This is a genomic window from Paenibacillus sp. PastF-3 (genome assembly GCF_029893135.1).
GTDB classification, from domain to species: Bacteria; Bacillota; Bacilli; order Paenibacillales; family Paenibacillaceae; genus Paenibacillus_AQ; species Paenibacillus_AQ nitricinens.
The window spans coordinates 153,194-177,204 of the sequence record NZ_JARXWM010000004.1; the positions used below are offsets into that span (position 1 = coordinate 153,194).

25 protein-coding genes are annotated in these 24,011 nt (G+C 43.1%); 5 read left to right on the forward strand and 20 right to left on the reverse strand.

Going from position 1 to position 24,011, the window contains the following annotated elements; genetic code table 11:
• Nucleotides 1-140: 140 nt before the first annotated feature.
• On the reverse strand, nt 141-1,073 hold the full coding sequence (locus M2444_RS10270) for a ketopantoate reductase family protein (protein ID WP_094876131.1): 933 nt from the start codon (nt 1,071-1,073) through the stop codon (nt 141-143).
• 165 nt (nt 1,074-1,238) lie between these two features.
• Here M2444_RS10270 and M2444_RS10275 point away from each other — a divergent pair, with 165 nt between their 5' ends.
• Complete coding sequence (locus tag M2444_RS10275) at nt 1,239-1,808, forward strand: TetR/AcrR family transcriptional regulator (protein WP_094876132.1); 570 nt, start codon at nt 1,239-1,241, stop codon at nt 1,806-1,808.
• On the opposite strand, the gene M2444_RS10280 is transcribed toward M2444_RS10275, so the two are convergent.
• From M2444_RS10280 to M2444_RS10335, 12 genes are all read right to left on the reverse strand, one after another.
• Nucleotides 1,777-2,793 carry an ABC transporter ATP-binding protein gene (locus tag M2444_RS10280; protein ID WP_256989927.1) on the reverse strand — a complete coding sequence of 339 codons (1,017 nt, stop codon included), beginning with the start codon at nt 2,791-2,793 and terminating at the stop codon, nt 1,777-1,779. The two genes, M2444_RS10275 and M2444_RS10280, sit on opposite strands and share 32 nt — an antisense overlap.
• A 22-nt stretch (nt 2,794-2,815) precedes the next feature.
• Nucleotides 2,816-3,598 carry an ABC transporter permease gene (locus M2444_RS10285; protein ID WP_280786896.1) on the reverse strand — a complete coding sequence of 261 codons (783 nt, stop codon included), beginning with the start codon at nt 3,596-3,598 and terminating at the stop codon, nt 2,816-2,818.
• Nucleotides 3,595-4,416 (reverse strand): ABC transporter permease, encoded by an 822-nt coding sequence (locus tag M2444_RS10290; RefSeq protein ID WP_094872305.1) that lies wholly within the window; start codon nt 4,414-4,416, stop codon nt 3,595-3,597. Before M2444_RS10290 ends, M2444_RS10285 begins: the two co-directional genes overlap by 4 nt.
• Before the next feature lie 49 nt (nt 4,417-4,465).
• On the reverse strand, nt 4,466-5,638 hold the full coding sequence (locus tag M2444_RS10295; protein WP_179281673.1) for a serine hydrolase domain-containing protein: 1,173 nt from the start codon (nt 5,636-5,638) through the stop codon (nt 4,466-4,468).
• Between the two features lie 325 nt (nt 5,639-5,963).
• Nucleotides 5,964-6,254: a hypothetical protein gene (locus tag M2444_RS10300; protein WP_094876134.1), complete on the reverse strand. Its 291-nt coding sequence runs from the start codon at nt 6,252-6,254 to the stop codon at nt 5,964-5,966.
• Nucleotides 6,255-6,400: 146 nt separating this feature from the next.
• Complete coding sequence (locus M2444_RS10305) at nt 6,401-6,874, reverse strand: hypothetical protein (protein ID WP_280786897.1); 474 nt, start codon at nt 6,872-6,874, stop codon at nt 6,401-6,403.
• A 267-nt stretch (nt 6,875-7,141) separates the two neighbouring features.
• Nucleotides 7,142-7,942, reverse strand: a complete 801-nt coding sequence (locus M2444_RS10310; RefSeq protein ID WP_094872297.1) for a Cof-type HAD-IIB family hydrolase — start codon at nt 7,940-7,942, stop codon at nt 7,142-7,144.
• A gap of 31 nt (nt 7,943-7,973) precedes the next feature.
• Nucleotides 7,974-8,738, reverse strand: a complete 765-nt coding sequence (locus M2444_RS10315; protein ID WP_094876136.1) for a pseudouridine synthase — start codon at nt 8,736-8,738, stop codon at nt 7,974-7,976.
• 2 nt (nt 8,739-8,740) lie between these two features.
• Nucleotides 8,741-10,261: an RsmB/NOP family class I SAM-dependent RNA methyltransferase gene (locus M2444_RS10320; protein WP_280786898.1), complete on the reverse strand. Its 1,521-nt coding sequence runs from the start codon at nt 10,259-10,261 to the stop codon at nt 8,741-8,743.
• A 102-nt stretch (nt 10,262-10,363) separates the two neighbouring features.
• Nucleotides 10,364-10,816, reverse strand: coding sequence for a DUF309 domain-containing protein (locus tag M2444_RS10325; RefSeq protein WP_094872292.1), 453 nt, complete (start codon nt 10,814-10,816; stop codon nt 10,364-10,366).
• Complete coding sequence (gene yjbM, locus M2444_RS10330; protein WP_042126350.1) at nt 10,806-11,618, reverse strand: GTP diphosphokinase; 813 nt, start codon at nt 11,616-11,618, stop codon at nt 10,806-10,808. The genes M2444_RS10325 and yjbM overlap by 11 nt, the downstream gene beginning before the upstream one ends.
• Before the next feature lie 30 nt (nt 11,619-11,648).
• On the reverse strand, nt 11,649-12,743 hold the full coding sequence (locus M2444_RS10335) for a quinone-dependent dihydroorotate dehydrogenase (RefSeq protein WP_094876138.1): 1,095 nt from the start codon (nt 12,741-12,743) through the stop codon (nt 11,649-11,651).
• Between the two features lie 211 nt (nt 12,744-12,954).
• Here M2444_RS10335 and M2444_RS10340 point away from each other — a divergent pair, with 211 nt between their 5' ends.
• Nucleotides 12,955-13,092, forward strand: a complete 138-nt coding sequence (locus tag M2444_RS10340) for a hypothetical protein (protein ID WP_167348489.1) — start codon at nt 12,955-12,957, stop codon at nt 13,090-13,092.
• Here the strand turns inward: M2444_RS10340 and M2444_RS10345 are convergent.
• The 3 genes from M2444_RS10345 to M2444_RS10355 form a co-directional block, all read right to left on the reverse strand.
• Complete coding sequence (locus M2444_RS10345) at nt 13,089-14,522, reverse strand: L,D-transpeptidase family protein (RefSeq protein ID WP_094876139.1); 1,434 nt, start codon at nt 14,520-14,522, stop codon at nt 13,089-13,091. The two genes, M2444_RS10340 and M2444_RS10345, sit on opposite strands and share 4 nt — an antisense overlap.
• A 134-nt stretch (nt 14,523-14,656) precedes the next feature.
• Nucleotides 14,657-14,899, reverse strand: a complete 243-nt coding sequence (locus M2444_RS10350; protein ID WP_042186857.1) for a ferredoxin — start codon at nt 14,897-14,899, stop codon at nt 14,657-14,659.
• 149 nt (nt 14,900-15,048) lie between these two features.
• Entirely contained in the window at nt 15,049-16,380 is a 1,332-nt protein-coding gene (locus M2444_RS10355; RefSeq protein ID WP_373455811.1) for a DNA polymerase IV, read from the reverse strand.
• Between the two features lie 179 nt (nt 16,381-16,559).
• On the opposite strand from M2444_RS10355, the gene cimA reads away from it, so the two are divergent.
• Complete coding sequence (gene cimA / locus M2444_RS10360) at nt 16,560-18,179, forward strand: citramalate synthase (RefSeq protein ID WP_094872287.1); 1,620 nt, start codon at nt 16,560-16,562, stop codon at nt 18,177-18,179.
• A gap of 413 nt (nt 18,180-18,592) precedes the next feature.
• On the opposite strand, the gene M2444_RS10365 is transcribed toward cimA, so the two are convergent.
• Complete coding sequence (locus M2444_RS10365; RefSeq protein ID WP_094876140.1) at nt 18,593-19,156, reverse strand: TlpA family protein disulfide reductase; 564 nt, start codon at nt 19,154-19,156, stop codon at nt 18,593-18,595.
• 159 nt (nt 19,157-19,315) lie between these two features.
• Between M2444_RS10365 and M2444_RS10370 the strand changes: the two genes are divergently transcribed.
• Entirely contained in the window at nt 19,316-19,792 is a 477-nt protein-coding gene (locus tag M2444_RS10370; RefSeq protein WP_094872284.1) for a M67 family metallopeptidase, read from the forward strand.
• Here M2444_RS10370 and M2444_RS10375 read toward each other — a convergent pair.
• From M2444_RS10375 to M2444_RS10385, 3 genes are read right to left on the reverse strand one after another with little or no spacing between them, the layout of a single operon-like run.
• Nucleotides 19,774-20,523, reverse strand: a complete 750-nt coding sequence (locus M2444_RS10375) for an exonuclease domain-containing protein (RefSeq protein ID WP_280786899.1) — start codon at nt 20,521-20,523, stop codon at nt 19,774-19,776. The genes M2444_RS10370 and M2444_RS10375 overlap by 19 nt on opposite strands.
• The gene (locus tag M2444_RS10380) at nt 20,520-21,593 is read right to left on the reverse strand and encodes a DUF294 nucleotidyltransferase-like domain-containing protein (protein ID WP_280787049.1); all 1,074 of its coding nucleotides are present in this window, start codon (nt 21,591-21,593) and stop codon (nt 20,520-20,522) included. Before M2444_RS10380 ends, M2444_RS10375 begins: the two co-directional genes overlap by 4 nt.
• A 40-nt stretch (nt 21,594-21,633) precedes the next feature.
• Nucleotides 21,634-23,028, reverse strand: a complete 1,395-nt coding sequence (locus M2444_RS10385) for an ammonium transporter (protein WP_094872280.1) — start codon at nt 23,026-23,028, stop codon at nt 21,634-21,636.
• 546 nt (nt 23,029-23,574) lie between these two features.
• Here M2444_RS10385 and M2444_RS10390 point away from each other — a divergent pair.
• Nucleotides 23,575-24,009, forward strand: coding sequence for a MerR family transcriptional regulator (locus tag M2444_RS10390; RefSeq protein WP_042186848.1), 435 nt, complete (start codon nt 23,575-23,577; stop codon nt 24,007-24,009).
• Nucleotides 24,010-24,011 lie beyond the last annotated feature (2 nt).

Below are 24,011 nucleotides of genomic sequence, written 5' to 3' on the forward strand. Positions count from 1 at the left end.
AGATTGTTATACATTTCCATAACACACTTTATTAATCCTCCATTTTTGCTAAACATTTCTATCCTCCCAGCTAAAAAAGCCACCGTCTCATCGGTAGCCCTTTAAGCTGAGTATTTATTCCTACTGCCAATTCGTATAGACTATCCATTATACTTCGAGATCGCTTGTTTTTGAAGTTGATCCCAATGGGGCGTCGCAACCTTTGCTTGTTGCTTCAAAATATCGAACGAATCAAACATCGCAACAATTTCGCTGAAAGAACCATCTACTAATTTCATAAACGGTAATTTATGAATGATTTTTAGGCCATAGTATACAGCCTGTTTATGTTTTCGAATAACGTTAACTTGACCTGCAGGCGTGATCGTATACCCTAATGCCTCCATGATCTGAAATCCCTCATCCATGACTGAAATAGCTTGTTTTAATAACTTTTTGTCCTTGGATACTTTTTTCAAATCCCCGTCATGAAGATAACTAAGAGAGTTTAATGCCACGATCGGCACGATATGGCTTTTAAGCCAAGCATCCATATCCTCATGATAAGTTAGCTTATACTTAACATTGTTAAACGCATTTTCCAGTAAAGGCTTTATTGGAATCTCACCGTCTAGACTGCCAAGTACCATTTGCCCTCCTGCGTGTATTTTGATAACGCGACCGCTAGCTTCACGAATTCCTGCACTAAGCTGAAATCCGAAGACTATATTTTTCCTCACATTGCTCATTTCCTGTAAATCTTGTTGCATCCCATGGGCATCGCCATTATTCCCCACAAGAATTATATTCAGACTCTGATTATTAGCTAAAGTAGGTAAGACGGCTGGAAAATCATTGTATTTCATAACAACAAAAATTAGATCATAGCGATCATCCGTTTGAAGCTCAGAGATGACTTTTACAGCATCAACAGTGTTTTTATATTGAAAATAATGACGAAGTACAAGTCCGTCTTTCGTCAATTGTTCCGCACGCTTCCCTCTGGCAAGCACCGTAACATCGTTTCCCCCACGCACTAGGACATGCGCAAGATAGCTGCCTAAAACTCCCGCTCCAAAAACTAATACTCTCATAATAGTAACCCCTCTATCCCTTTTTAGACATTTGTTGATTTACAATCAACTGTTCGATAAAATCAGATTAGCACATCTCCAGTATGTATCAATCGCTAGATTTATCGGTTTTGTTGGTTTTTCAACAGATCACAACATATTGTTTAATAAAAAGGGAGTATTACCATGGATAGAAGAATTAAAAAAAACCAAACAGCCATCATGAATGCATTCATTCAACTGATGGCTGAAAAAGATTTTGAAAAAATAACAATTAACGAAATCGCAGAGCGCGCTGATGTAAACCGCGGAACGATTTATTCCCATTATGCGGATAAATACGATCTGATGGATAAATGCCTGGCGGCTCAGCTCCAACAACTAATCGAAAGCTGCTCCGCAGTGGAGGATGAAACCGAACCTAATCCCTCTAAGTCATCATTACTCCGCACGCTGGAACAATTGGAGGAGAATGCTCTCTTTTATAAGACTTTATTAAGAAACAAAACGCTGCTCTCCTTTAGAAACCAATTACAAGATATGATAAATAATCAGATCAAATTACAATTCTTAGAAAACAATTTAAACCTAGATGAGTTAAGTAAGGATATATCCGTGCAATTTTTGAGTTCGGCGACTGTCGGCGTAATTGAATGGTGGTTTACTCATAACAATCCTTGTTCTGCAAAAGAGATCACCGAAAAGTTATGGTCCATGCTTGAACTTAATCTGCAGATGATCCGTACTCAGTCTTGAGACTGTCATTGTCTATCTCATAAATAGAGCTAATAATCTTTTCAATCGGGATTTCCTTAATGGATATATCAAGAATCTCTACCTTTTCGCTAAGAATATGAAGAAACTCACCCATTTTACACTGCTCAGTATCGATTTCTAATTCCACTTCGTAATCCGATATTCTATCCGATATCAGAGTCCCAGGCAGGTCAATATCTCCAATCGTTGTAGCTGCAGAAAGCCTGACCACTTTTTTAGCGCCCAGATGAAGTCGAAGTTCGGAGAACTTATCGTCATAAACTTTTTTACCTTGATGAATAATTAGTACTCTTTGCACCAAACGCTCAACGTCTTCCAAATCATGTGTCGTTAGAATAAATGTGGTGCCTTCCTGATTCATTTGCTTAATGAATTCTCTGATTCTTTGTTTAGCTATAACATCCAGCCCGATCGTCGGCTCATCCAAAAAAACCACTGGCGGAGAATGAAGCATGGCCATAATAAACTCACATTTCATTCGTTCCCCCAGAGAGAGGGTTCGCGTAGGTTTAGTGATAATATCGCCAATTTCGAACATACTTACAAACCGGTCTAGTCTTGTACGAAAATCATTCATGGGAATATCATATATTTCCTTGTTCATATAAAAGCTATCCAAAGGAGGAATGTCCCAAATTAACTGCGATTTCTGTCCGAACAATACCCCGATTTGTTTTACATATTGATTTTTCTGCTTATGAGGGTTGTACCCAAGAACATTTATTTCTCCCGATGTGGGATAGAGAACGCCTGTCAGCATTTTAATCGTCGTTGATTTCCCCGCACCGTTTGGACCTAGAATGCCAATGATCTCTCCTTTTCCAACACTGAACGAAAGATCCTCTACAGAGGTAATTATCGATTTTTCACGGTGAAACAGACTTTTAAATACGCTTTTTGCATCTTGTCCACGGTGATAGGTTTCATATTGCTTAGTTAAGTTTTTGACGGTAATAATGTCCAATGTAATTCTCCTTCATACAAATTCATCCTCCGGCACTTTTGTAACTACGAAGCATGTACGTATAGAGCCAAATTCCGAAGGCAGCAAATAACACACAAGGGATAATCGCTATAAAAAAATAAGCATCCCATCGTCCAATCAGAGTAGATGCTGGAAAGTAAGCAATCATGGAAACCGGAAATAGAAAAGAACTTACGGCTACGACTGCTTTAGGGAAAATCGTCCCTGGATACCGCCCAAAAGACTTAATACTTTCAAACATCTCCGGCAAGCGGGAATTCGCCACCCATTTGAAGGAAATCGCTGCAACGATAAGCGCCACGCCGAACATGACCAGCAGCCCAGCTCCAAACAACAACAGGAATAATAACCAAGAGCTGAAAGTCACCCCTTCGATTCCACTAAGAGCGTACGCGAACATAATTACCCCACCACCCAAAAGCCCGATACTTTCGAATTCAAAAGATCTAGCCAACAGTAAAAATAAGCTCGAGGTCGGTTTAATTAATACCACTTCCAGCGTACCCTCGACTACATGGGACATCGTATTCCACATAATTCCGTTAAAAAAAATCCCGGCACAAGCCGTAGACAGAATAAACACAGATTGAATTAATAGTGCCTCTTTAAAGGTCCATCCTTCAAATGAAGCATTCGAATTATAGATGAACACCGTTACTAAGGGAAACAACACATTCCCTATGAGCATGATCAAACTATTAAGAATAAAATTAACACGATAGGTGATCGCAGAAGCAATATTCGCCTTCATACAAGTTTTGTAGATTAGATACATACGTTTCATGCGCCCACCCCCGTAAAATGCTTAAGCGATACCGCATACAGCACCCGGCAGACTATTCCGGCAATAATAACAGCTATGAACTGTAACAACAAAACTTGAGGAATAGGTAAGGTTATATCAGCTAAAGTATAGCTACCAGTATAGACCATTGCAGGCAGAAAGGTCGTATATTGAAACGGTAAGAAAAAGGAAGCCATCTGTAAGGATTTTGGGAAAAAGACTAATGGAATCAGTGATCCTGAGAATATCCCCTCACAAAGACTGAAAAAGTTACGAATACTGGAGGATTGCACCATCCAAAAGGCGACCATTCCAATACTATAATGAATGAAAAAATTCATCATGAACGCCATCGCTATAGAAAGAATTGCGTATAGTAAATTTGCGGGTATAACATCAATATGAAAAATAAAGAAGAAGATCATAAAGCAGGGTATAAATTCAAATAGAAGCCCAAGTACCCTATGCCCTGCCTTCTGAGACAATGCATAGAACATATGATTCATTGGTCTTAAAGAGAACGTAATGAACTTCCCGGTGCGAATGAGCATTTGTAAGTTCCAATCGGCAAAATCCATGGTCAAGTAGTTGATCAACATCGTGGCGCAAAAATAAGAGAGCATCTGAGAGAGCGACATCCCATTAATAGAGGATTCTCCGCTATAAACAGCGCTCCATATATAATACTGCACTAGAAAATATACCGGGCCTACAAAAATAGAAACCATCGAATGCGTTCTGTACGCACTCCATTCCTTATAAGTAACAAAAGCAACCGCTCTCATAACGTGAAAGCGGTGCTTTATCTTCTCAAACATAAGTCACATCCTGCCTATCTTTGATATCTCACAACATATAATCTTTTTCTTATTCGAGTCCGGACCAGATCACATTGTTTGAGCCGAAAATCCCTCTACCGTCCCATATATTTTTATGAAAAGGGATATACCAAACGGCAATCAGCTTTTCTACCGGATCAACGACCAAAGAACAAGACCCCCATCCTTCGTGAAAAAAAGTGCCTTCAGAATAAGATGTACTTTCATTATATCGAAGGTCTGGCCCAAGACCGTAGGGTCTATCTGCTCCTCCATCTCCCCATGCGTAATTTGGAAGCTTCTCAGAATTAAACCGCTTGGTCATTTTCTGAACAGCCATCCGGCTTAAGATATGACCACCTTCGTATTCCCCTTGGTTAAGCAGCATGATTCCGAACTTTTGTAGATCATTAACGGTTGAATACAGTCCCCCACCAGTCCCGGGAGTCTTGATTTCCTCATCAGACTTTCTTTCTTCATCGGTTAGATCGCCTGCTTGAAGTTTCTGAAGATATTCCTTAGCCTCTTCCGAACGAATGGCGATCCTACCAGCTTTCTCAGGCGGTATATCAAAGAAAGTATCTGTCATGCCTAACGGTTTTACAATGTTGTCCATTATGTAATCTTCTGCAAACACACCTGTTATTTTCTCGATAATTGCACCAAGAACCACGTATCCGAACGAGGAATACATCCATTGCGTGCCTACCGGAAAACGAATACCATAAGAAAGTCCGGCTTTTATCCAGTTTTCTTTTCCGAGCTCTGATTCATAAATATACCACCATGCACTTTTATAGTAGGTATCACTTATAGTGCCATGATCAGGTGCGATGCCGGAGGTATGCGTCAGTAAATGAGCAATTGTAATCGGCTTAAAAGGATCGGCATCAAACTCAGGAAGAATAGAACTAACTGGCTGCCCCATGAAAATCTTACCGTCATCTGCTAGCTGCCAGATCGCTGTTGCCGTAAAGAGCTTAGTAATTGAAGCGATCCGAAAGATTGTATCCGTTTTCATTCCTTGGGTGCTATCTTCTTCGTAACTGAAGCGTCCCCCCGCTCCATTAACAAATATTTTTCCATAACGACTAAGAGAATAAATATAACCATCAGCCACTTTCTGATCACAGAGATCCTCATAAAAATGATTAAGTGCCTCTAAACGGTCCTCCCTGTAATTCGCCTCATTCAGCTTGCTTAGCTCTGTGGATGATAACATGATTCGCACTCCCCCTATCATTCTACGAATTGCAATATCAATTCTCAAAAATGTAAATATGCACCTTACCAATAATACCCTTACACTACTATTCTTACAACAAAAGCCACCAAACTGGAAGGTCAACTTTATATTTAAATATTCTATACGGCCTCGCTTCCAGTTGGCTGCTGCCATGAATCGAGCTGAAAACGCTGTTCTACCTTAGTATTAACGAATAATTTCCATGTTACGCTTTTGGGTTGAACAGTCTCTCCATCAGCTAAGCCTTATGATCCATAAAACATCCTATGGTGCCTGGGGATAGTAATGGCGTATGTTACGCCTACCTGCTTAATTCAATTTTTTCTTTTTTCCCGTCCCATTCAATGCTTACATCTTTAGTACTTTCTTGATCGTGAATTGAACTAATTTGATCATCCGTGATTATTATTGAGCGGTTTAACAAACCATCTTCTTCTAAAATGAGCTCGTTCTTACCGACGGTTACAGTGTATTTACCAACATCTTTCCAATCATCTTTCTGATAGTTAAAGGTATATTTTCCACTCCTGCTATTTCCTGTAACACTAACTCTATAGTCACCTTTCCAACTTTCACTTTCCCCTTTTAGCATATATCCGTCATTATTACATCCCAACAGAAATATAAGGAGAATTAACGGGAGTACATGTATTAAAGAACTTCGAATAACATTTCACCCCTTTAAGCTTTACTATGGGTTCCAATAGCTTAATCCTAGACGGATGTGCATTCATAAAATTACTGAACCTGATTAGCTAAGTCTATTAAATCAGAATCATTCAATTTGTAATCACCTAACGGATCAAGATACCCGTTGATATAATAAACAAAGCGGGCCAAGAAACCATCTTTACTTTCCCACCAAATGGATTGACTATTCTCATCCTCCTCGTAATAGGCTTGCTTACCATTTTTTAGTGTAAAAGGTGACTTACCTACCTCTGATATATTCTCTGGATCATCAATAACCTTACTAAGAATTAACTTTATTTCCTGTGTAGTCTGCTTATTTTTATAATGAAATACATATTGTTGGAGTGCATATGGATCATCCATTTCTACTTCCGTACGAACTTCATTCACTTCAAATGGAAATCTAAACGGTTCAGCGAAATCATAATTCATTGTTAAATTTCTATCTGGATTACCACCGCTACATCCACTTATTAGAATAATCAAAATTAATAACACATAATAAGAAGTACGCCTCATCCTTTCCCTCCTTCGTATTCATATCAGTAAAAGCTAACAACTTATCGGAGTCCGTATCCCATCATGTTACTAATTACATATCAACTAAATATTGGAATTAATATCTATCAATTATATCAAATATGATTAGAGATTGAAGGAGAAAATGAAATTTGCAAATCAAAGAGTAGTGGAACAACCGACTTTTTCAATAACAAAAAAGCATAAAACGGATTTAAGCCCGCTTTATGCTTTGCATCTAAACTTATTCTTCAAATTCAAAAGAACTTAGGATAAACAGTATTTAACCAGTGCATCACGCACACCATGCTCGTTGTTCGAACCCGTAACAGCATTCGCTGCCGCTTTTACCTCTATAGGAGAATTATCCATCGCCACGCCCATCCCCGCATAAGTAAGCATAGAAATATCATTAAAATAATTACCGATAGAGAGGACTTCTTCTTGCGGAATTCCCAGCTTCACAGCGAGATTTCTTAATGCGTTGCCCTTAGAAGATTCGGGATGCATCAAATCAACGAAAAATTCACCACTCCGCAAAATATTGTACTCAGGAGCCCAAGTACGCCATTCACGTTCAGCTTCGTCAAGGATTTCTGGCTGTGTAAATACAGTAAACTTAACAACCGGTTCACGGAAATCTTCCCAGGCTGGTAGCGTCGCTGGCACAATGCGGAAGTGCTCATACATATAATTAGCTTCTTTAGTCAGATTCTCTACATTATCAACATACATATCAAAAGCAGTATTCACATCATAATGAATATTGTGCTTACGGCAATAGTCAATATAGGGGTCAAGACCACGTGCATCCATACCATATTGATGCAGCACTTCTCGATCTTCCACTCGTACCGTCGCTGCTCCATTGTGACCAAGCACGTAACCGGTCAGCCCCATTTCCTCCATGAAAGGAATCGAGTTCTGTGGACTGCGTCCCGTACACAATACGATTTGACCGCCAAGACGTGTAACCTCAGCAATAGCTTCCTTATTCTCAGAGCTTAAGTGGTGATCATCATTTAATAGCGTACCGTCCACATCTAGTGCAATCAGTTTGTATCTCATACTCCACCATCCTTGTCTTTCTTTTTCTATATTATCCTTGAGATGATTCTGTACCTAAGAGTGCCAGTTCCTCTAACGTCAGTTCCCGACAAGCTCCCAGCGGCAGACTTTCATCCAGCTTCAATTCTCCCATAGATACACGTTTCAGAAAAGTGACTTTTTTGCCAACCGCCTGAAACATACGCTTCACCTGATGAAATTTCCCCTCAGTGATGATAAGTGAAATATGAGAAATCACTTTGCCGCCACGCTCTCTACCAAGAATGGTTAAGTGTGCAGGTAAAGTAACGTAGCCATCTTCTAGCTCCACCCCTGCTGCAAAAGCCGCGACATCATCCGCGTCTACATCGCCCTCGATGGTTGCCTCGTACGTTTTCGGGACATGCTTACGTGGCGACAGCAATTCATGGGCAAGCTTCCCATCATTAGTGATCAGCAGCAGTCCTACAGTATCCTTATCTAGCCTTCCTACTGGAAACGGCTCAAACTGTGCATATTCGTGCTTTAATAGATCCAAAACTGTCCGATCCCGCTTGTCCTCCGTAGCTGACAGGACACCCGGGGGTTTGTTCATCATAAGATATACGAATTCACGGTAGGTAACAACCTCTCCCCCTACCTCTATTTTATCGGCATAAGGATCCACATGAAACCCACTATCTTTTACCACTGTCCCGTTCACCAATATTAAGCCTTGTTTAGCTTGTTTACGGATATCACTGCGCGACCCCACTCCAATATGGGACAACACTTTATCTAATCGTTGTTTTTTGGCGGGCTTACCTGATTGGCTCATTGTTACATCCACCTCCAGCCTGCGGGATATTCGTTCTTGAGTATGCCATCCTGCCACTTACCCCAGCCTGCGCTGTAGCCATCAATGCAGACCAGAACATATCCCTTTTGGGCACTTCCTATTCTAATAGAGAGACGTTCTTGAGAAATCGACAACGTCTCTCCTTTAAGATAGGAAATAGCTTCATGATTCGTACTGGAGAGTGAGACACTTCGGCAGCTTTCTTCCGGATGCAAAGCTGTAGCCATCGGATGTCCCGGGATAAATCTTCCGTTACGGATTTGTCCTACATACCATCCTGGACGAATCGTCTTTAATCCATTTAGTCTTTCCTTAGGAAGTGGAGAAATGTACAGATGGTCACCGAACAGAACCGGATATCCTTTAGGTTCCCACCCAAGCTGATCTCGTACAAAATTCCCATACAGAGCCAAAGCTTGCTCCTCAACAGAGCCTTGCCGACCACGGTCAGCTCCCCCAGTAGGTTTGTGAGAAGGTCTCCCTTCTTTCCCCCGTCTTCCTTCTGATTTATTGGATGATTTAACATGTGCTACACCTTTTGGAGTAGTAGTTCTTGCAGATTCCTTAAACTTGACCTCTAAGTGATCACGTTCCTCCATTGAAAGCTTCGTTCCTCCATGTTGCAGTACAGCCATGAAATGTCCTTCGCCTTTCACCTTATGCGGCCACAGTCTAGCTGTACCTGAGAGTGCTCCAAAGCCAGGAGCGAATGAGCCTGTACCTCCTACCGTTACCACTGAGAATTGTGGATGTTCAGAAATAAACTCCGCTATAATTTCTTCATTTTCTTCTGTGGCAAACGTACAGGTGGAATAGACAAGGGTACCTCCCGGTGCCAATGCTGTTGCAGCAGAACGTAAAATATCCCGCTGCATGGAAGCATATTTGGCAGGTGTACCTGAATCCCACTGCTTCACCATGTCTTCATCTTTACGGAACATCCCTTCACCAGAGCAAGGAGCATCAATCAAGATCTTGTCAAAAAAAAGCGGGAATGCAGCCGCGATATGATCTGGACTTTCGTTCAGTACAATACCATTACGAACCCCGTAAAGCTCCAGATTTTTGGCTAGGGCTTTAGTCCGTTCTGGATGAAGGTCATTACTAACCAGGAATCCTTCACCTAACAGCTTGGCAGAAATCTGCGTAGATTTACCTCCAGGAGCGGCACATAAATCAAGTACACGATCACCTGGTTCAATATTAAGCAATTCCACAGGTGCCATCGCACTCGGCTCTTGAATGTAATACAAACCTGCGTGGTAGTGAGGATGTTTACCAGGTCTAGCCCCGTTCTCTGTATAAAATCCTGTCGGACACCAAGGAATGGGTTCCAGTCCTAAAGTAGAAAGAGCCTTTAAGCTCTCCACGGAAATCTTCAAGGTGTTAACACGGACGCCTCCGTATGGGGTTTCCTTATAAGAATCCGCAAATTGATTATAATCTGTTCCCAGCATGGCCATCATACGCTCGCTGAAAGAACTGGGCAATTGTGCCGCCATGATGCCGTCCTCCTGATAGTATTGCAAAAATTTAGGTGTTTAAAGATTCAAGGAACACCCTTACGGGTGTCCCTTATACAATACTCATATATAGAGGATCTTTTACTTACGATGAAAGGATGTCGGTCTCTGAGGACCACGTCGTTGAGGGTTATTTGGTGTGATAGCTACAGCTGCATTCTCCACTTGGTCCGCTAGACTTGGATCAATAATCTCTATGGTTAGATCGTAATAAGAAAATGGCCGCTCATCATATGATGCTAAGCGCCGAACATAATCTTTCACTTCCTCCACGAGTTTCGCCAGATTAATCCCGAGTGTCGCTGCTGGATATTCTTCCAGTTTGGCAGAAGCACCACTCAGCATAATAGCTGCACCGCGCACATTCTGATTGCGAAAATGGTATAACCCTACCGCTACTTGGAGAAGTGCTTTGTACAAAGGATCTCGTTCCTGGGCAAGCCACAGTTCTTCGAGTACCTCGTGACATTCGAAATAATCCCTGTCACGATTAAAGTACACTAGGTATTCCAAGTACAATGGTTCATAAGCCATCCGGCAAACTATCCTTTTTAGCTGCGGAAAGAAGTCCCCGCACATGATCTAGAAGTTCCTTCATCGCTTCCATATCCTGAACCTGCCATATTTCGTTAAAGCGAGCCTGCGTATCTATAGCCTCATTCACCAAGTGATAGAAATACAATTGATGAATAGCCTTGAGAATCTGAGTGGTCATATTCGAGTTTTCCTCAAATGTCTTCTGTGCTTCCAGAATCTCTTCCCGAATACTGGACATTTCACTGTCGAGGATCGATGCTGCTTCGGCTGCCGTCTTTAGTCGAACACGCATTTCATCGGGCAGACTCTCACGATATTTATAGTTCAGGGAATGCTCTATGGTAGCCCAGAAATTCATAGCTAGCGTACGAATTTGGATCTCCGCGAGCACAATTTTCTGGCCAAGCGCTGTTTGCACAGGATATTTAATAATCATATGGAAGCTGCGGTAGCCGCTTTCTTTATAATTAGTGATGTAATCCTTCTCATAGAGTACTTCAAGGTCCTTACGGGCCCGGATATATTCGGCCACTCTGCGGATATCCTCCACGAATTGGCACATGATCCGAATTCCTGCAATGTCTTCAATCCCCGTCTCCAGATCTTCCATCTTCACATTCAGCCGTTTCGCCTTTTCCAGAATGCTTGACAGCCGCTTTACACGCCCTGTTACGAATTCTATCGGCGTGTATTCCTCTCTTTTCTTCAACTCCGAACGCATTGTTTTGAATTTAACTTTCAATTCTTCCACAGTCTGTTCATATGGAAGCAAAAAAGTTCCCCAGTCCCTGCCGTCCATCGCCTTCGTCCTCCTGTCCTTTCGTCTCCTTCAGTGATGATCAGCACCCACTGCTTCAGAGATATGACTGAATCCATCCCGCCGTAATAGCTGCCGTAATCCGGCATGCAATTTGCGGTTAACCTCCGGTCCTTCGTAGATGAGAGCTGTATAAATTTCGACCAGACTCGCACCTGCTCTTATCTTGTCATACGCATCCTGACTGGTGAAAATGCCGCCTGATCCTATGATCGGCATCTTCCCTTCCGTCTGGCTATAAATACTGCGAATGATCTCCGTTGAGCGGTCCCGCAGCGGTTTGCCGCTTAAGCCCCCCGTCTCATTAGCCTTTTCATGACTAAGTCCATCACGGTTCAATGTAGTATTCGTAGCAATAATACCATCCATACCAGCTTCTGTCAGCGTCTGAACCATATACTCCAGCTCTCCATCACTTACGTCTGGTGCTATTTTAACCAACAAGCTTTTGGTAATCCCGGTCGCTTTACGCTGAATCTCCATTTCTTCCTTCACTTGCGCCAGCAGGAACGATAATTCACTGCCATGCTGGAGATTGCGAAGACCAGGTGTATTCGGCGAGCTGATATTGACCACAAAAAAATCACCGTACGGATAAAGCGTACGGATGCACTGACGATAGTCTTCATGAGCCGCTTCATTACTAGTTATCTTATTCCGGCCAATATTAACTGCTATAGGAATTCTCCGATTCTTTAATTTCTTCAGACGCTGTGCCATAGCATCAGCCCCTTCATTATTGAAGCCCATTCGATTAATCAGCGCTTCATCCGAAGGAAGACGGAACAATCGAGGGCTATCATTACCCGGTTGACCCTTAGGGGTAACCGTGCCCACTTCCATAAATCCAAACCCGATCGAAGAGAATCCGACTACCGCATCGGCATTTTTATCTAAACCTGCAGCAAGACCAACTGGCGTCGGGAAATGCGTGCCAAACAGATCAACCGCTAAATCCGCCGTTTCAGGAACTCCGTACATTAAACGTAGCGCCGCGCTTCCACCTGGCACGGATGACGATTTATCCAATCCACCTATGACGAGATGGTGAGCCTTCTCGGGATCAATCTTGAAAAAAATTGGTTTACCAAAATTACGATACAACACCGTTCTCGCTCCTTAAGGGGTACTTCACTAATCCACGTGTCTACCCGTTTCTGTAGGTTTCTTCTTAATTTTAGCCTTTTCTTGAACAAAAGAAAAGTATTTTACAGTGCGAGTATGTTGCGTACATAACGCAGAGTATAGTAATTTTCTTGTAAACGCATTACAATATAGGTGTAATCAGCGATTAAGAGAGAAAGAAGGTATGCCCAGTATGTCTACTAAACGTAAACCACCAACTTTGCAGCAAAAGAAAGAAGAAGTTAACCGTAAAGCGCTAATGTGGATCGGCGTCAGTTTAACTTTACTAATTCTTCTAATCATCGTTCTGTTTATCGTTGCAGGAAACTAATTCAGCCAGTGGTATACTTTATGGGGGTTGGTCTGATCATGCTTAGCAGTAGAGCTGAAGCGTTTAGCCGGCACAAGCTGCTTTTCAGGCAAAACCCCTTTACTAATCACTACTGTTGTACCTTTAGGAATCAGCGCGAAGAGCTCCTCCACATCTCCTCTGCCCATTCGAATACATCCAAGGGATTCATCCTTCCCCACACTGTCAGGCTCATTCGTGCCATGAATAGCATAATTACTGTCTGAAAGCTGAAGCCCTCTGCTACCGAAATCCCCATCATCTCGGCCATTTGGATTGACTACTTTATCTGTAATCACGAAATTGCCCTCTGGTGTCTTATCTCCGCCAAGTCCTACCTCATAATTTCTTAGAATAATAGAACCGCTGACTACCGCCAATCGGTGATTTTGTTTATCTACAACGACCCTTAGCGGCTGATCAAAAAAAGGAACGTCACTCGCAACACTTCCACTCACACTTAATGCTGTCGGTATAATCCTCACACCATCGTTAGATGAGCTTGAAGGCTGCGCTATGTCTTCTGTTCCCGGTGCCATCTTGTTCTTAGCCACCGCTTTAAGAGGGCTGAATTCCCGCTTCATGACGGTTGTCGTCCCACCTATCCAGTTCTCAGGAAAAGATCCCGTCAAATCCGCTAATGTATCTGGAAGCTTCCCTTTAGCATCTTGATAAGCCCGGATTGCACTCCATAGTGTGGCAAGCTCCTCTTGTTCACCCTGCCATTCTGCTCCATCCTTGGCGAGTTGCCCTTGCTCTGGCGGCTCACATGCACATACCTTAGGATCGTAAGACTGATATACCATCCGGCCCTTTCCATTCTTTTGCAGTGTGAAATTTAGCGGAAGCTTTTCTTTCCAGAGTAGCCACTTTCCCTCTCGCTCCATCCCTAACGCAGCAGCTTCAAAAGGTTCTTTACGTATTAGCATTTTCGCCATTAACTTCCCTTGCGAAGCCTCAGTTGCATTTTCCTGCGCTGTATACATCACTTTTTTCGCCTCAATAACTGGCTCTTGGACGGAGTCTTTTGGATCTGACAGATCTTTGACTTCTGGAGCCGCCGTGTCTTGAAGGACTTCTTGCTCTTCTGTAACACCAATACCCGGAGCCACTGCTGAAGGTACCATTAACAGTATAAGAAGCATTAGCGCCAGTGATATGTATCTCAATCTTTGTTGGCCGCGCTCACGCTGGCGACTCGCTTGCAGCAATCCATCTTCGTATTCGCGCAGCATTTCAGCAGGTACCTTACTATGCTCGAAAGCCTCATACACTTCACCAGCCTGATTGAAGCAATAATTAGCTTTTCCATGTTGACCGTTCTTATAGTATTCCTTCCCCAGCAAGTACCATGCCATTTTGTTATCTGGGTGCATCTGTACATATGCTTTGAGGTGCTGTGAGTTCTTCATCGGAACCTCCGAGAGTTTATAATTCCTACTTTATTAATATCGGTCAGACACAGCAAAAAAGACATCCCTAGCCGAACAAAATGTTCGCAGAAGATGTCTTTATCTGGTGTCGCACGTTACTCTTTATCGAGTAATTAACCTTCTTTGTTAAAAGGTTCGTCCGCAATTTTAATGGAGTCGGTTGGGCAACCATCACAGGAATCTTGGAGATCATCAAACAAATCGTCCGGAATCGCTGTCACACCGCAGTTTCTGTCATTTTCGTAAATAACTTCTGCCAAACCTTCATCATCGTAATCAAAAATATCAGGAGCCGTTGCGCCACATGCACCACAAGCGATACAAGTGTCTTTTTCGACCCAAGTGTACTTAGCCATTTTTTCTCTGCCTCCCGTTAAGCAATGCTGCGCTGTTGAACCAGCGTCTTATTTTTCTCATATTAATATAAAAAGAATACAATTTCAATTGATTTTCAATACGTTTGCATTTCTGACGCATTCTATAGTATCAATTTCGACACGTTTTTTCAATCTTTATCTGACTCAACAGACAACAGATTATCCTTTTGCAGTGAGGTGCCTCGTTCCTTATGATTACGGAGTCTTGCAGAATGGGTGTCACTTAACATCCCAGCGGTCAAAACTGCATTTTCACCAAATTTATTGCGAAGCATATCCATAGCCTTGGTCAGTGACTCTTTCTTAGGCTGCTGTTCGTAATCGAACAAATCCAGCTGAATGGCAGAATCCTCTTTTGCGATTAATCCTTGCAAGGTCACACCAAGCAGTCGGACTGGTTTCTCGCCATTCCAATGTCGAACATAAAGATCACAGACAGACTTGTAAATATCTTCTCCACTCTCTGAAGGTGCCTCAAGCTGACGCGAACGAGTAATGGTCTTCATATCCGGCGTCCGAATGGTAAGCTGCACACCTGAAGCCACAAGCCCTTGCTTTCGCAAGCGCCGCGCTACCTGATCACTTAGATTCAGCAAAATGGGGCGTACCTCAGCGAGGCCAATAACATCCCGAGGCAGTGTAGTGGTGTGTCCGATCGACTTACTTTGTTCTCGCTCAGGATTTACTATCCCATGATCGATGCCGTTCCCTGCACGCTTTAGCCATGAGCCCATAACTCCAAAGTTCTCAACCAGCATTTTCTCATCAGACGCCGCTAATTGACCAATGCTGTAAATTCCCAGCTTACGGAGCTTCTCTGCCGTTTTTCCACCGATACCGAACATTTCATTACATGGCTTGTTCCATAAAATCTTAGGTACATCACGCAGCCGCAGCACCGAAATACCATTTGGCTTTTTTAAATCCGAAGCCATCTTCGCCAGGAGCTTATTTGGAGCAATACCAATGGAGCATGGCAAGCCCAATTCTTCCATTATACGGCGCTGAATAGTTTCCGCAATTTCCATAGGCGTACCGAATTGTCGAGAGCCAGTTATATCTAAGTAACATTCATCTATCGACACTGCCTCCAATAATGGTGTATAGCTATAAGCAATCTGCATAAACGCATTAGAATATTTGCGGTATAAATGGAAGTCCGGCTTAATAACGATAAGCGATGGACAAATACGAAGCGCCTTCTGAACCTGCATACCCGTCGAGATCCCCAATCTGCGGGCGACATAGGAACAAGTAACAATAATCCCTTTCCGCAATTCAACGCTACCCGCAACCGCAGTAGCCTTACCTCTGAATTGGTCAGGATCCTCTGCCTCATGTACCGAGCAATAAAAAGCATTCATATCCACATGCAGGATGACCCTGCCACTCGTTGGATAATACTGATCAACATTCTGCACAATATCTACCTTCTTATCCTCAGGGTCTCTATTGTCCAATTTAGAATACCTCTCCGCTGCGGTTAGGTCAACTTAAGAGGCTGTAAAGTTCTTTGTTACATTCCCGCGTAAAAATGCTATAATATATAAATTCATTTCCCTTGCCAATGCTTCCGATGTGAGTTTTGCACGAAGTGAATCCGGAAGACGAAGCTTACAAAACTTTTAGGAGGACACTCATGTCTAAGTCCATCTCCATCTTCGATACTACATTACGCGACGGCACCCAAGGTGAAGGCATCAGTCTGTCGGCTGACGACAAGCTGAAGATTGCCAAGAAGCTCGATGATCTGGGTGTGCACTATATTGAAGGTGGCATCCCGGGAAGCAACAATAAAGACATTGAATTTTTCAAAAGAGTCAAGGAGCTTCATCTGAACGCCAAAATCACAGCGTTCGGCAGCACTCGGCGGAAGAATTCCTTGGCCGAAAACGATGACAATTTAAAACGTATGATTGATGCAGGGGTTCCTGCTGCTACACTCGTCGGAAAATCTTGGGATTTTCATGTACACACTGCATTACAGACTACGCTTGAGGAGAATCTCGCCATGATTGGCGACTCCATATCCTACTTGAAACGCCAAGGCCTTGAAGTGATTTTTGATGCCGAGCATTTCTTCGACGGATACAAGAACAATCCTGAGTATGCAGCAGCCGTTCTGTCCAAAGCCCGGGAAGCCGGAGCAGATTGGCTTGTCATGTGCGACACCAATGGTGGAACATTGCCTTTTGAGATTCATGAGATTGTTACCGCTCTGGCTGGGCAGCTACCTGGAGCAAACCTCGGAATTCACACTCACAATGACTGTGAGCTGGCGGTAGCTAATACCCTTAGCGCCATCGGTGCCGGAGCACGGCAAGTTCAAGGTACCATTAATGGTTACGGCGAACGATGCGGCAATGCCAACCTATGTTCCATCATCCCTACCCTTCAGCTTAAAATGGGATACCACTGTATTCCTGATGATTCTTTACCGCAGCTTACGAACACAGCACGTTATATTAGTGAAGTTGCCAATGTTAATCTGCCGGTAAATCAACCTTATGTCGGAAATGCAGCTTTCGCACACAAAGGTGGAATCCATGTCTCCGCTATCATGCGTGATTCACGGACCTATGAGCACATTGCTCCTGAGCTTGTCGGGAATAAACAACGTGTGCTGGTCTCTGAACTGGCTGGACAGAGCAATGTGCTCTCCAAGGCGCAAGATATGGGTTTGAATTTGGATCCAAGCAGCGAGCAAGCTCGCCGGGTGATCGAGAAGATCAAAACGATGGAGCATCAGGGGTATCAATTCGAAGGTGCCGATGCCTCGCTGGAGCTATTGCTTCGGGAAGCTACAGGCGAGATGAATGAAACCTTTACCTTTGAATCCTTCAAGATGTTAGTCGAAAAAACCGCAGAGCATCCAGTTGTATCTGAAGCCTTCGTTAAACTGAAGGTTGGCAATGAGAACCTTTATACCGCTGCTGAAGGTAACGGTCCGGTCAATGCACTCGACAACGCGCTGCGTAAAGCGCTGCAGACCTACTTCCCGCAACTGAAGGAAATGCATCTGTCCGACTATAAAGTCCGTGTTATAGACGAACAGGATCAGACTGCTGCCAAAGTACGGGTATTGATTGAATCCAAGAACTTCACAGACACTTGGAGTACGGTTGGCGTCTCCGGTAACGTCATTGAAGCCAGCTGGGAAGCGCTTGTGGACAGTATGCGTTACGCACTTCTCAATGAGCTCTCGTTGGAGAATGAGAAGACGACCAGCAACGAGCCAAGAGGCCTGGTCAATCATTAATTAATCCCTTATAGACTTTTGTAAGACAAAAAAGAAGCTTCCCAAAAGTAGTATTCTACGTATGGGGTGGCTTCTTTTTTTATCAAATAGGCTGTATAACGACGTCTGACTTAAAGCCATAGATTATGTACGGTGGGCGTTAAAGCGATCAGGGAAAAACTCCCTAAAAATAGCTGATTTTCGCTCTAAATGAACAGAAACAGGGAATTCCTCCCTAAAAGTCAGGGTGATTTCGTTATTTTCAACCAAAACAACTAAATTATAGGGATGTTTTCCCTAATTATGAGTTGGATGACGAAGAATCTCTGTATTTTAGGGAGAATTTCCCTGATTATTTTATTTTAGCCTCCATCAACCCTTGTACAACACAACCATTTTGTTAACCTTTGCGATTTTGATAGCGTGAATCAATTTTACGATTCGGTAAGCTTGATAATTTTCTCCTCCAGCTCTTCCGGACTAAGAACGCCCAGAATGATCTCAGAGATCACTCCATTCTTGTCAATAAGTACGTTGGTAGGAAATACAGCTCCGTTATATTTGCTATACACCTCATCTTTCATATCAAACATCACCGGGAACACAAGACCGTATTTCTTGATAAAACGTTCTGCATTGGGTTTATAATCTTGACTACTCACATTAATACCGTAAATATCTAGAACATCCTTATACTTAGTAGCCATGGCGTTGAGCTCTGGAGCTTCCAGCTTGCAGGGATCACACCAAGATGCCCAGAAATTAACAATGACTGCTTTCTCTCTTGGCCCATCTACTACATAGGTAGTCCCATCCGTACCTTGGAGTGAAAATGAAGGCGCGAGCAGTCCAGCTTTAGGTCCTACTTTCATCGGCGACTCATCTTGTTGTCCAAAAACAGCTTCAGCCTTCGGCTCACGATTATGCCATACAGCAAAACCTGCAATACACACAACTAAGAGTAATACGGTTATATTTAATTTGTTGCTTGGTTTCATAGCGCTCTGTTCCTTTGCAATTGGAATAGTTTTCTACTATTGTACCCTCATCAGGTTAAATTTCAAACCATCCAATTTTTATGGAAAAATATATGGATTATAATAAAAAAGAGAGTTTCGTCAGCGACGAAACCCTAATGAAGAGAGAGGGGTGAACAAATGGCAGCATTACAGGGAAATGTCCAGCCTATAAGACTGAAATATTCCGTACAGCAAGCACTGGGGAAGCACCTGCTGTCCAGTTATCCACATGAAGCATGTGGAGTCCTGCTGGGTGCTGCCGCAGCGGGTGGCATGCTCATCGATACTTACGTACCTATGCGCAACGTAGCGCCAGACCCGCTGCACACATTTATTCCCCACCCTGAAGAGTGGATTCATGTGCTTTATAATGAGCCGACACTCATCGGTTTATTTCATTCCCATCCTAATTCAGAACCTATCCCTTCGGTCGCTGATTATATAGGACTAGCAGCACTAGGATCTGAATTTAAGGTCTACCTTATTGGTTCTCCGAGAACTGAAGATGATTGTTCTCCATTGCTGAATGGATTTTATATTGAGCGGTCGCTAAATGAACAAGGAATACCATTCCCTGAACTATCTCATGCCCCGCTTCACGTTCTACTTAAATAAGCATATAAATCACCTAAGGTATCTACTTGGCCCCGTTCCGAAATTTCCCGAAGGTAAGCTACCCACAGCTGGGCTGTCATTTTGGCATCTTCTAACGCATGGTGACGGCCTTGAATTGGAATTCCATGAACTAAAAGCAGTTCATCGAGCGAATAGTTACTTCGCTGTGGCTCGAGCCAACGTGCAAGCATCATCGTGTCCAGCACCCTGTGTGTAAGCTGAACTTTAGAAGTTTTCCATAGCGCCGCATTAAGGAAAGCTTTATCGTGTGAGCTTGCATGTGCTACCAGCACATTTTGTCCCACAAAAGACATGAAATTATGAAGACCATCTATTAAGGAGGGGGCAGACCCCGTCATTTCTTCCGTTATTCCTGTTAATCTTGTAATATCATCCGGAATTGCTGTCTGACAATTCACCAAGGTATAAAAGCATTCCTCTTCCTTAATTTCCTCTCCAACCACCTTAATTGCACCAAAAGACATGATTTCATCCCCATGCTGATGGGAGAATCCAGTTGTCTCTAAATCAAAGATAACCGTCTCCAGTTCACACAGCGGAGTACGTAGCACCTCAGGACGACGCTTCTCTCGCATAAGTGAGCGGATATAGGCCATTTGCTGCGCAGTTTGATGAGCCGTTTCTCCACCTTTCATTGAAGCAATTGCCGAAGGCATTCCACCCTGTCTCAGATTATTCCAAAAGCCTCCGTTCTTGTTCGGCTCCCTCATGTTCGCCACCTTTCCGCTGAGCGGAGCTGACGCTGCAACACCCGATGAAGGCGTCTAACCAGCAGCAGACTTTCACGCAGCTCAGACAACAGCTGCTTATTCTTCAGTTCACTCTCCGTAACATAATCACTACTGACTAACAATCCATCCTGCACACTAATAGGCGTGTTCACTCGCATCCGTATAGCCAACAAGAAAGCTTGCCGAATAGCATTCAAATATTGATACTCATTAAGCCGGTCAAGCGCTTCAATTCGCGCTAAGGTCGAGCTAGCTTTAATGCCATGCAATAACGACAAGCGTCTGACAATGTTCACTAGCGGGATATAGACTCCATACTTAATGTCGAATCCACCTGCATAATCCCCAAAGCGCTCTGTCAACACCTTCCCCAAAAGATTTAAAGTCGCTTTATGGCGGACTGTATTGCGAAGAACAGCCACAGACAACTCCTCATTATCAATAAAACCCTCATAGAAAGCCGCTTGCCACAATGCTGATAACTCCCTATTTCCCGCAACATGGCGCATATCCGAAGAAATGATAAGATACCGAATAGGCTCCCATTCCAACTGGTTTCTCCATTCCTTCAACTGCTCCTTCCATTCCGATAACGTCTTCCTCCACATCCCTTGGGAGCACATTACCTTTCCTGCACATTTCTCATATCCAACTTCTTCAAGCAGATCGGATAACATCATTCCAAAAGATTCAAAGTATCTATTCTTCACCCCATCCGGTTCACCTTCAACGATCAAACCATTATCCTGATCGCTCCACAGAGTGGCTTCTTGCCTTCCACTACTACCAAACACAATAAAGGAGTAAGCACAGGGAGGCGGGCCATAGCCCGCCTCTTTCATCTGCGCCTCACATATTAGTACTGCAGTCTTTGCAATAAGATCATGCATTGTATTCACACGAAACATCCATTCCTCAATAGGAATTACATTCAACTGTTCCAGAAGAATACTTTGGCAGGCAATTCGCCTCTCTCTAAGTTCCTGTGGCGAACCGGCTAAAACGATGGTCCTAAAGCTTTCTTCATTATACCCATCTGTTAACTCCATCGAAGCCACACGGTCCGCCTCCCTATTCTCAGGATTAATATTATTGTTTAAGGGTTTTGGATTCCGATTCTGCAATTAATTTCATTTGTTCAGGGTATCCATAAGTACCATGCTCACTGATATCCAGACCCATCAATTCTTCTTCTTCCGTAACACGAAGTCCTGTTGTTACCTTCATTACATATAGAATAATGAAAGAAAGCACGGCTACGAAAGCAAATGTTCCTACTACCCCAAGCACTTGAACACCCAATTGGTGGAAACCTCCACCGTAGAACAATCCGGCTTCCCCTACCAAAGCGCCTTTAGTGATAAGATCCGGTGCAGCGAACAGACCCGTGGAAACCGCGCCCCACATCCCCGCAATACCATGTACTGAGAAAGCATAAATTGGATCATCAAGTCCAGCACGTTCCAGCCATTGGGAAGTCATGAATGTGAACGCACCCGCTACTAAACCAATAATGATTGCTGCCCATGGTTCAACGTAAGCACATGCACCAGTGATCGCAACTAATGCAGCTAAAACACCATTCAGCATTGCTGGAATATCAGATTTACCAAAATACAACCAAGAAGCAATTAATGCCGCCAAGCCGCCTGCTGCTGCTGCGATATTCGTAGTTAATGCTACGTGACCAAAGAAACCTCCCATTGGGGACAAAGCACTACCTGGATTGAATCCGAACCAACCAAACCAGAGGATAATCACACCGAGTACAGTAAATACTTGATTATGACCTGGAATAATAACAGGTTTACCTTCTTTATTAAACTTACCAAGTCGTGGCTTAAGCAATATGGTTGCCACTACCGCTGCAGTGGCACCTGTAAGATGGACAACCGTGGAACCTGCATAATCTTGCATTCCCAGCTCAGCCAACCAGCCGCCGCCCCATACCCAGTGTGCTACGACAGGATAAATTACGATTGAGAATAGAATTCCGAATATAATGTACACACTTATCTTTGCACGTTCTGCCATGCCTCCAGATACGATAGCTAAGGAAACTGCTGCAAATGCCATTTGGAACAAGAATTTAACATTTAAAGTAACATCAGAAAATGCAAGTGATTCAAATGAAGATGCTGTTGAATCTCCGCCATACAAGAAGCCTGTGGTACCGAAGAAGCCGTTACCGTTACCGAAGCCAAGTCCAAAGCCAATGGCCCAGAAACATACACTCGCAATGGCTAGTGTCAGTACTGTCTTACCGGCTACGTGACCTGCATTCTTCATTCGAACTGATCCTGCTTCAAGCATTGCGAACCCTGCTTGCATAAAGAAAACTAAGATGAATGCCAGGAAGGTAAACGCGGTATCCAATCCGACCTGCAAATCTGCATTTGTTGGACCGTCCGCCGCAAAAGCACTCACCGGATACACCATCAGCGTAATCATGGCCAGTAACATCATCAACCATTTCTTTTTCATTTTTACCCCACTCCCCAATGTTATATTTTCTAACAAAGCGTGAAACTCTTAATGTCATTATAATCAGAAGTCAGGTAAATTGACAAGACTATTTTTGGGAATGTTTTTATTTTATTTTCATCAAACCCGTAAATTTCCCACAGTACGCTTGGACTATATCAGAATATTAGGACCATACAACCATGAAATTCATTGAAATAACTACGTGAACCCCCGCTCTAATATTACTTTTTATCGAATTATTCTTATTGATTATTCTATAAACATAACATTAAATGTAATGTTTATAGTCGAGCTATTTTAAGGAGCATAATCGGTTCAAATTTGATATCATATGGAGTTTGAGTGTATTGTATATAAACAACGCATTTTCATTTCATGAATTAACCTCTTATTAATGCATATACTTTATGAAAGTATGACGTTTGACTGTATGGTTTCCAGTTTGTTATCATTACAGATAGCATAATAGAAACCACCAATATAGGAGCGACTCTCCTCAGTGGGCAGTCGAATTCGATTAGTGAGGCGAGGTAACATGGGGATATGATTCTATATCGAATCGGAGAATTAGCTAAGGCTGCTCATATCAGTGAGCGTACTATTGATTATTACACGAAGCTGGGATTAATCTCCCCAGAGTCAAGAAGCACCAAGAATTACCGACTTTACAGTCATGAAACCTTGGTCGACTTAGAACGTATTAATCAATTAAAGCATGACAAGTATTCATTGGAAGAAATCAAATCCATGATGAGCAAATGGAGCGAGGCTACTCCTGAAACTGACGTATCTGATAAATTAGTCGAGCTTGAGCAGCATATGCAGCGACTAGAACGTGAAGTAAAGGCACTTGAACCAATTATAAGCGGTCTGAAGCCGGGACAGGCCAGACGCGCGCTCTCTAACCTACTCCCACAAGGAGTGGCCTGCATGGAGGCGATTCGGCTTCTATTGCTTACGCAAGGACCGCCAATGTAAAT

What these genes read in the sequence shown, in the direction of transcription:
- M2444_RS10270 (WP_094876131.1), bottom strand. Translation starts at nt 1,073, where the DNA reads ATGAGAGTATTAGTTTTTGGAGCGGGAGTTTTAGGCAGCTATCTTGCG.
- yjbM (WP_042126350.1), bottom strand. Translation starts at nt 11,618, where the DNA reads ATGGACGGCAGGGACTGGGGAACTTTTTTGCTTCCATATGAACAGACT.
- M2444_RS10390 (WP_042186848.1), top strand. Translation starts at nt 23,575, where the DNA reads ATGATTCTATATCGAATCGGAGAATTAGCTAAGGCTGCTCATATCAGT.
- M2444_RS10320 (WP_280786898.1), bottom strand. Translation starts at nt 10,261, where the DNA reads ATGGCGGCACAATTGCCCAGTTCTTTCAGCGAGCGTATGATGGCCATG.
- M2444_RS10305 (WP_280786897.1), bottom strand. Translation starts at nt 6,874, where the DNA reads ATGAGGCGTACTTCTTATTATGTGTTATTAATTTTGATTATTCTAATA.
- M2444_RS10295 (WP_179281673.1), bottom strand. Translation starts at nt 5,638, where the DNA reads ATGTTATCATCCACAGAGCTAAGCAAGCTGAATGAGGCGAATTACAGG.
- M2444_RS10310 (WP_094872297.1), bottom strand. Translation starts at nt 7,942, where the DNA reads ATGAGATACAAACTGATTGCACTAGATGTGGACGGTACGCTATTAAAT.
- M2444_RS10350 (WP_042186857.1), bottom strand. Translation starts at nt 14,899, where the DNA reads ATGGCTAAGTACACTTGGGTCGAAAAAGACACTTGTATCGCTTGTGGT.
- M2444_RS10340 (WP_167348489.1), top strand. Translation starts at nt 12,955, where the DNA reads ATGTCTACTAAACGTAAACCACCAACTTTGCAGCAAAAGAAAGAAGAA.
- M2444_RS10275 (WP_094876132.1), top strand. Translation starts at nt 1,239, where the DNA reads ATGGATAGAAGAATTAAAAAAAACCAAACAGCCATCATGAATGCATTC.
- M2444_RS10380 (WP_280787049.1), bottom strand. Translation starts at nt 21,593, where the DNA reads ATGGAGTTAACAGATGGGTATAATGAAGAAAGCTTTAGGACCATCGTT.
- M2444_RS10285 (WP_280786896.1), bottom strand. Translation starts at nt 3,598, where the DNA reads ATGAAACGTATGTATCTAATCTACAAAACTTGTATGAAGGCGAATATT.
- M2444_RS10365 (WP_094876140.1), bottom strand. Translation starts at nt 19,156, where the DNA reads ATGAAACCAAGCAACAAATTAAATATAACCGTATTACTCTTAGTTGTG.
- cimA (WP_094872287.1), top strand. Translation starts at nt 16,560, where the DNA reads ATGTCTAAGTCCATCTCCATCTTCGATACTACATTACGCGACGGCACC.
- M2444_RS10300 (WP_094876134.1), bottom strand. Translation starts at nt 6,254, where the DNA reads ATGCTAAAAGGGGAAAGTGAAAGTTGGAAAGGTGACTATAGAGTTAGT.
- M2444_RS10325 (WP_094872292.1), bottom strand. Translation starts at nt 10,816, where the DNA reads ATGGCTTATGAACCATTGTACTTGGAATACCTAGTGTACTTTAATCGT.
- M2444_RS10370 (WP_094872284.1), top strand. Translation starts at nt 19,316, where the DNA reads ATGGCAGCATTACAGGGAAATGTCCAGCCTATAAGACTGAAATATTCC.
- M2444_RS10345 (WP_094876139.1), bottom strand. Translation starts at nt 14,522, where the DNA reads ATGAAGAACTCACAGCACCTCAAAGCATATGTACAGATGCACCCAGAT.
- M2444_RS10290 (WP_094872305.1), bottom strand. Translation starts at nt 4,416, where the DNA reads ATGTTTGAGAAGATAAAGCACCGCTTTCACGTTATGAGAGCGGTTGCT.
- M2444_RS10385 (WP_094872280.1), bottom strand. Translation starts at nt 23,028, where the DNA reads ATGAAAAAGAAATGGTTGATGATGTTACTGGCCATGATTACGCTGATG.
- M2444_RS10315 (WP_094876136.1), bottom strand. Translation starts at nt 8,738, where the DNA reads ATGAGCCAATCAGGTAAGCCCGCCAAAAAACAACGATTAGATAAAGTG.
- M2444_RS10375 (WP_280786899.1), bottom strand. Translation starts at nt 20,523, where the DNA reads ATGAGGGAGCCGAACAAGAACGGAGGCTTTTGGAATAATCTGAGACAG.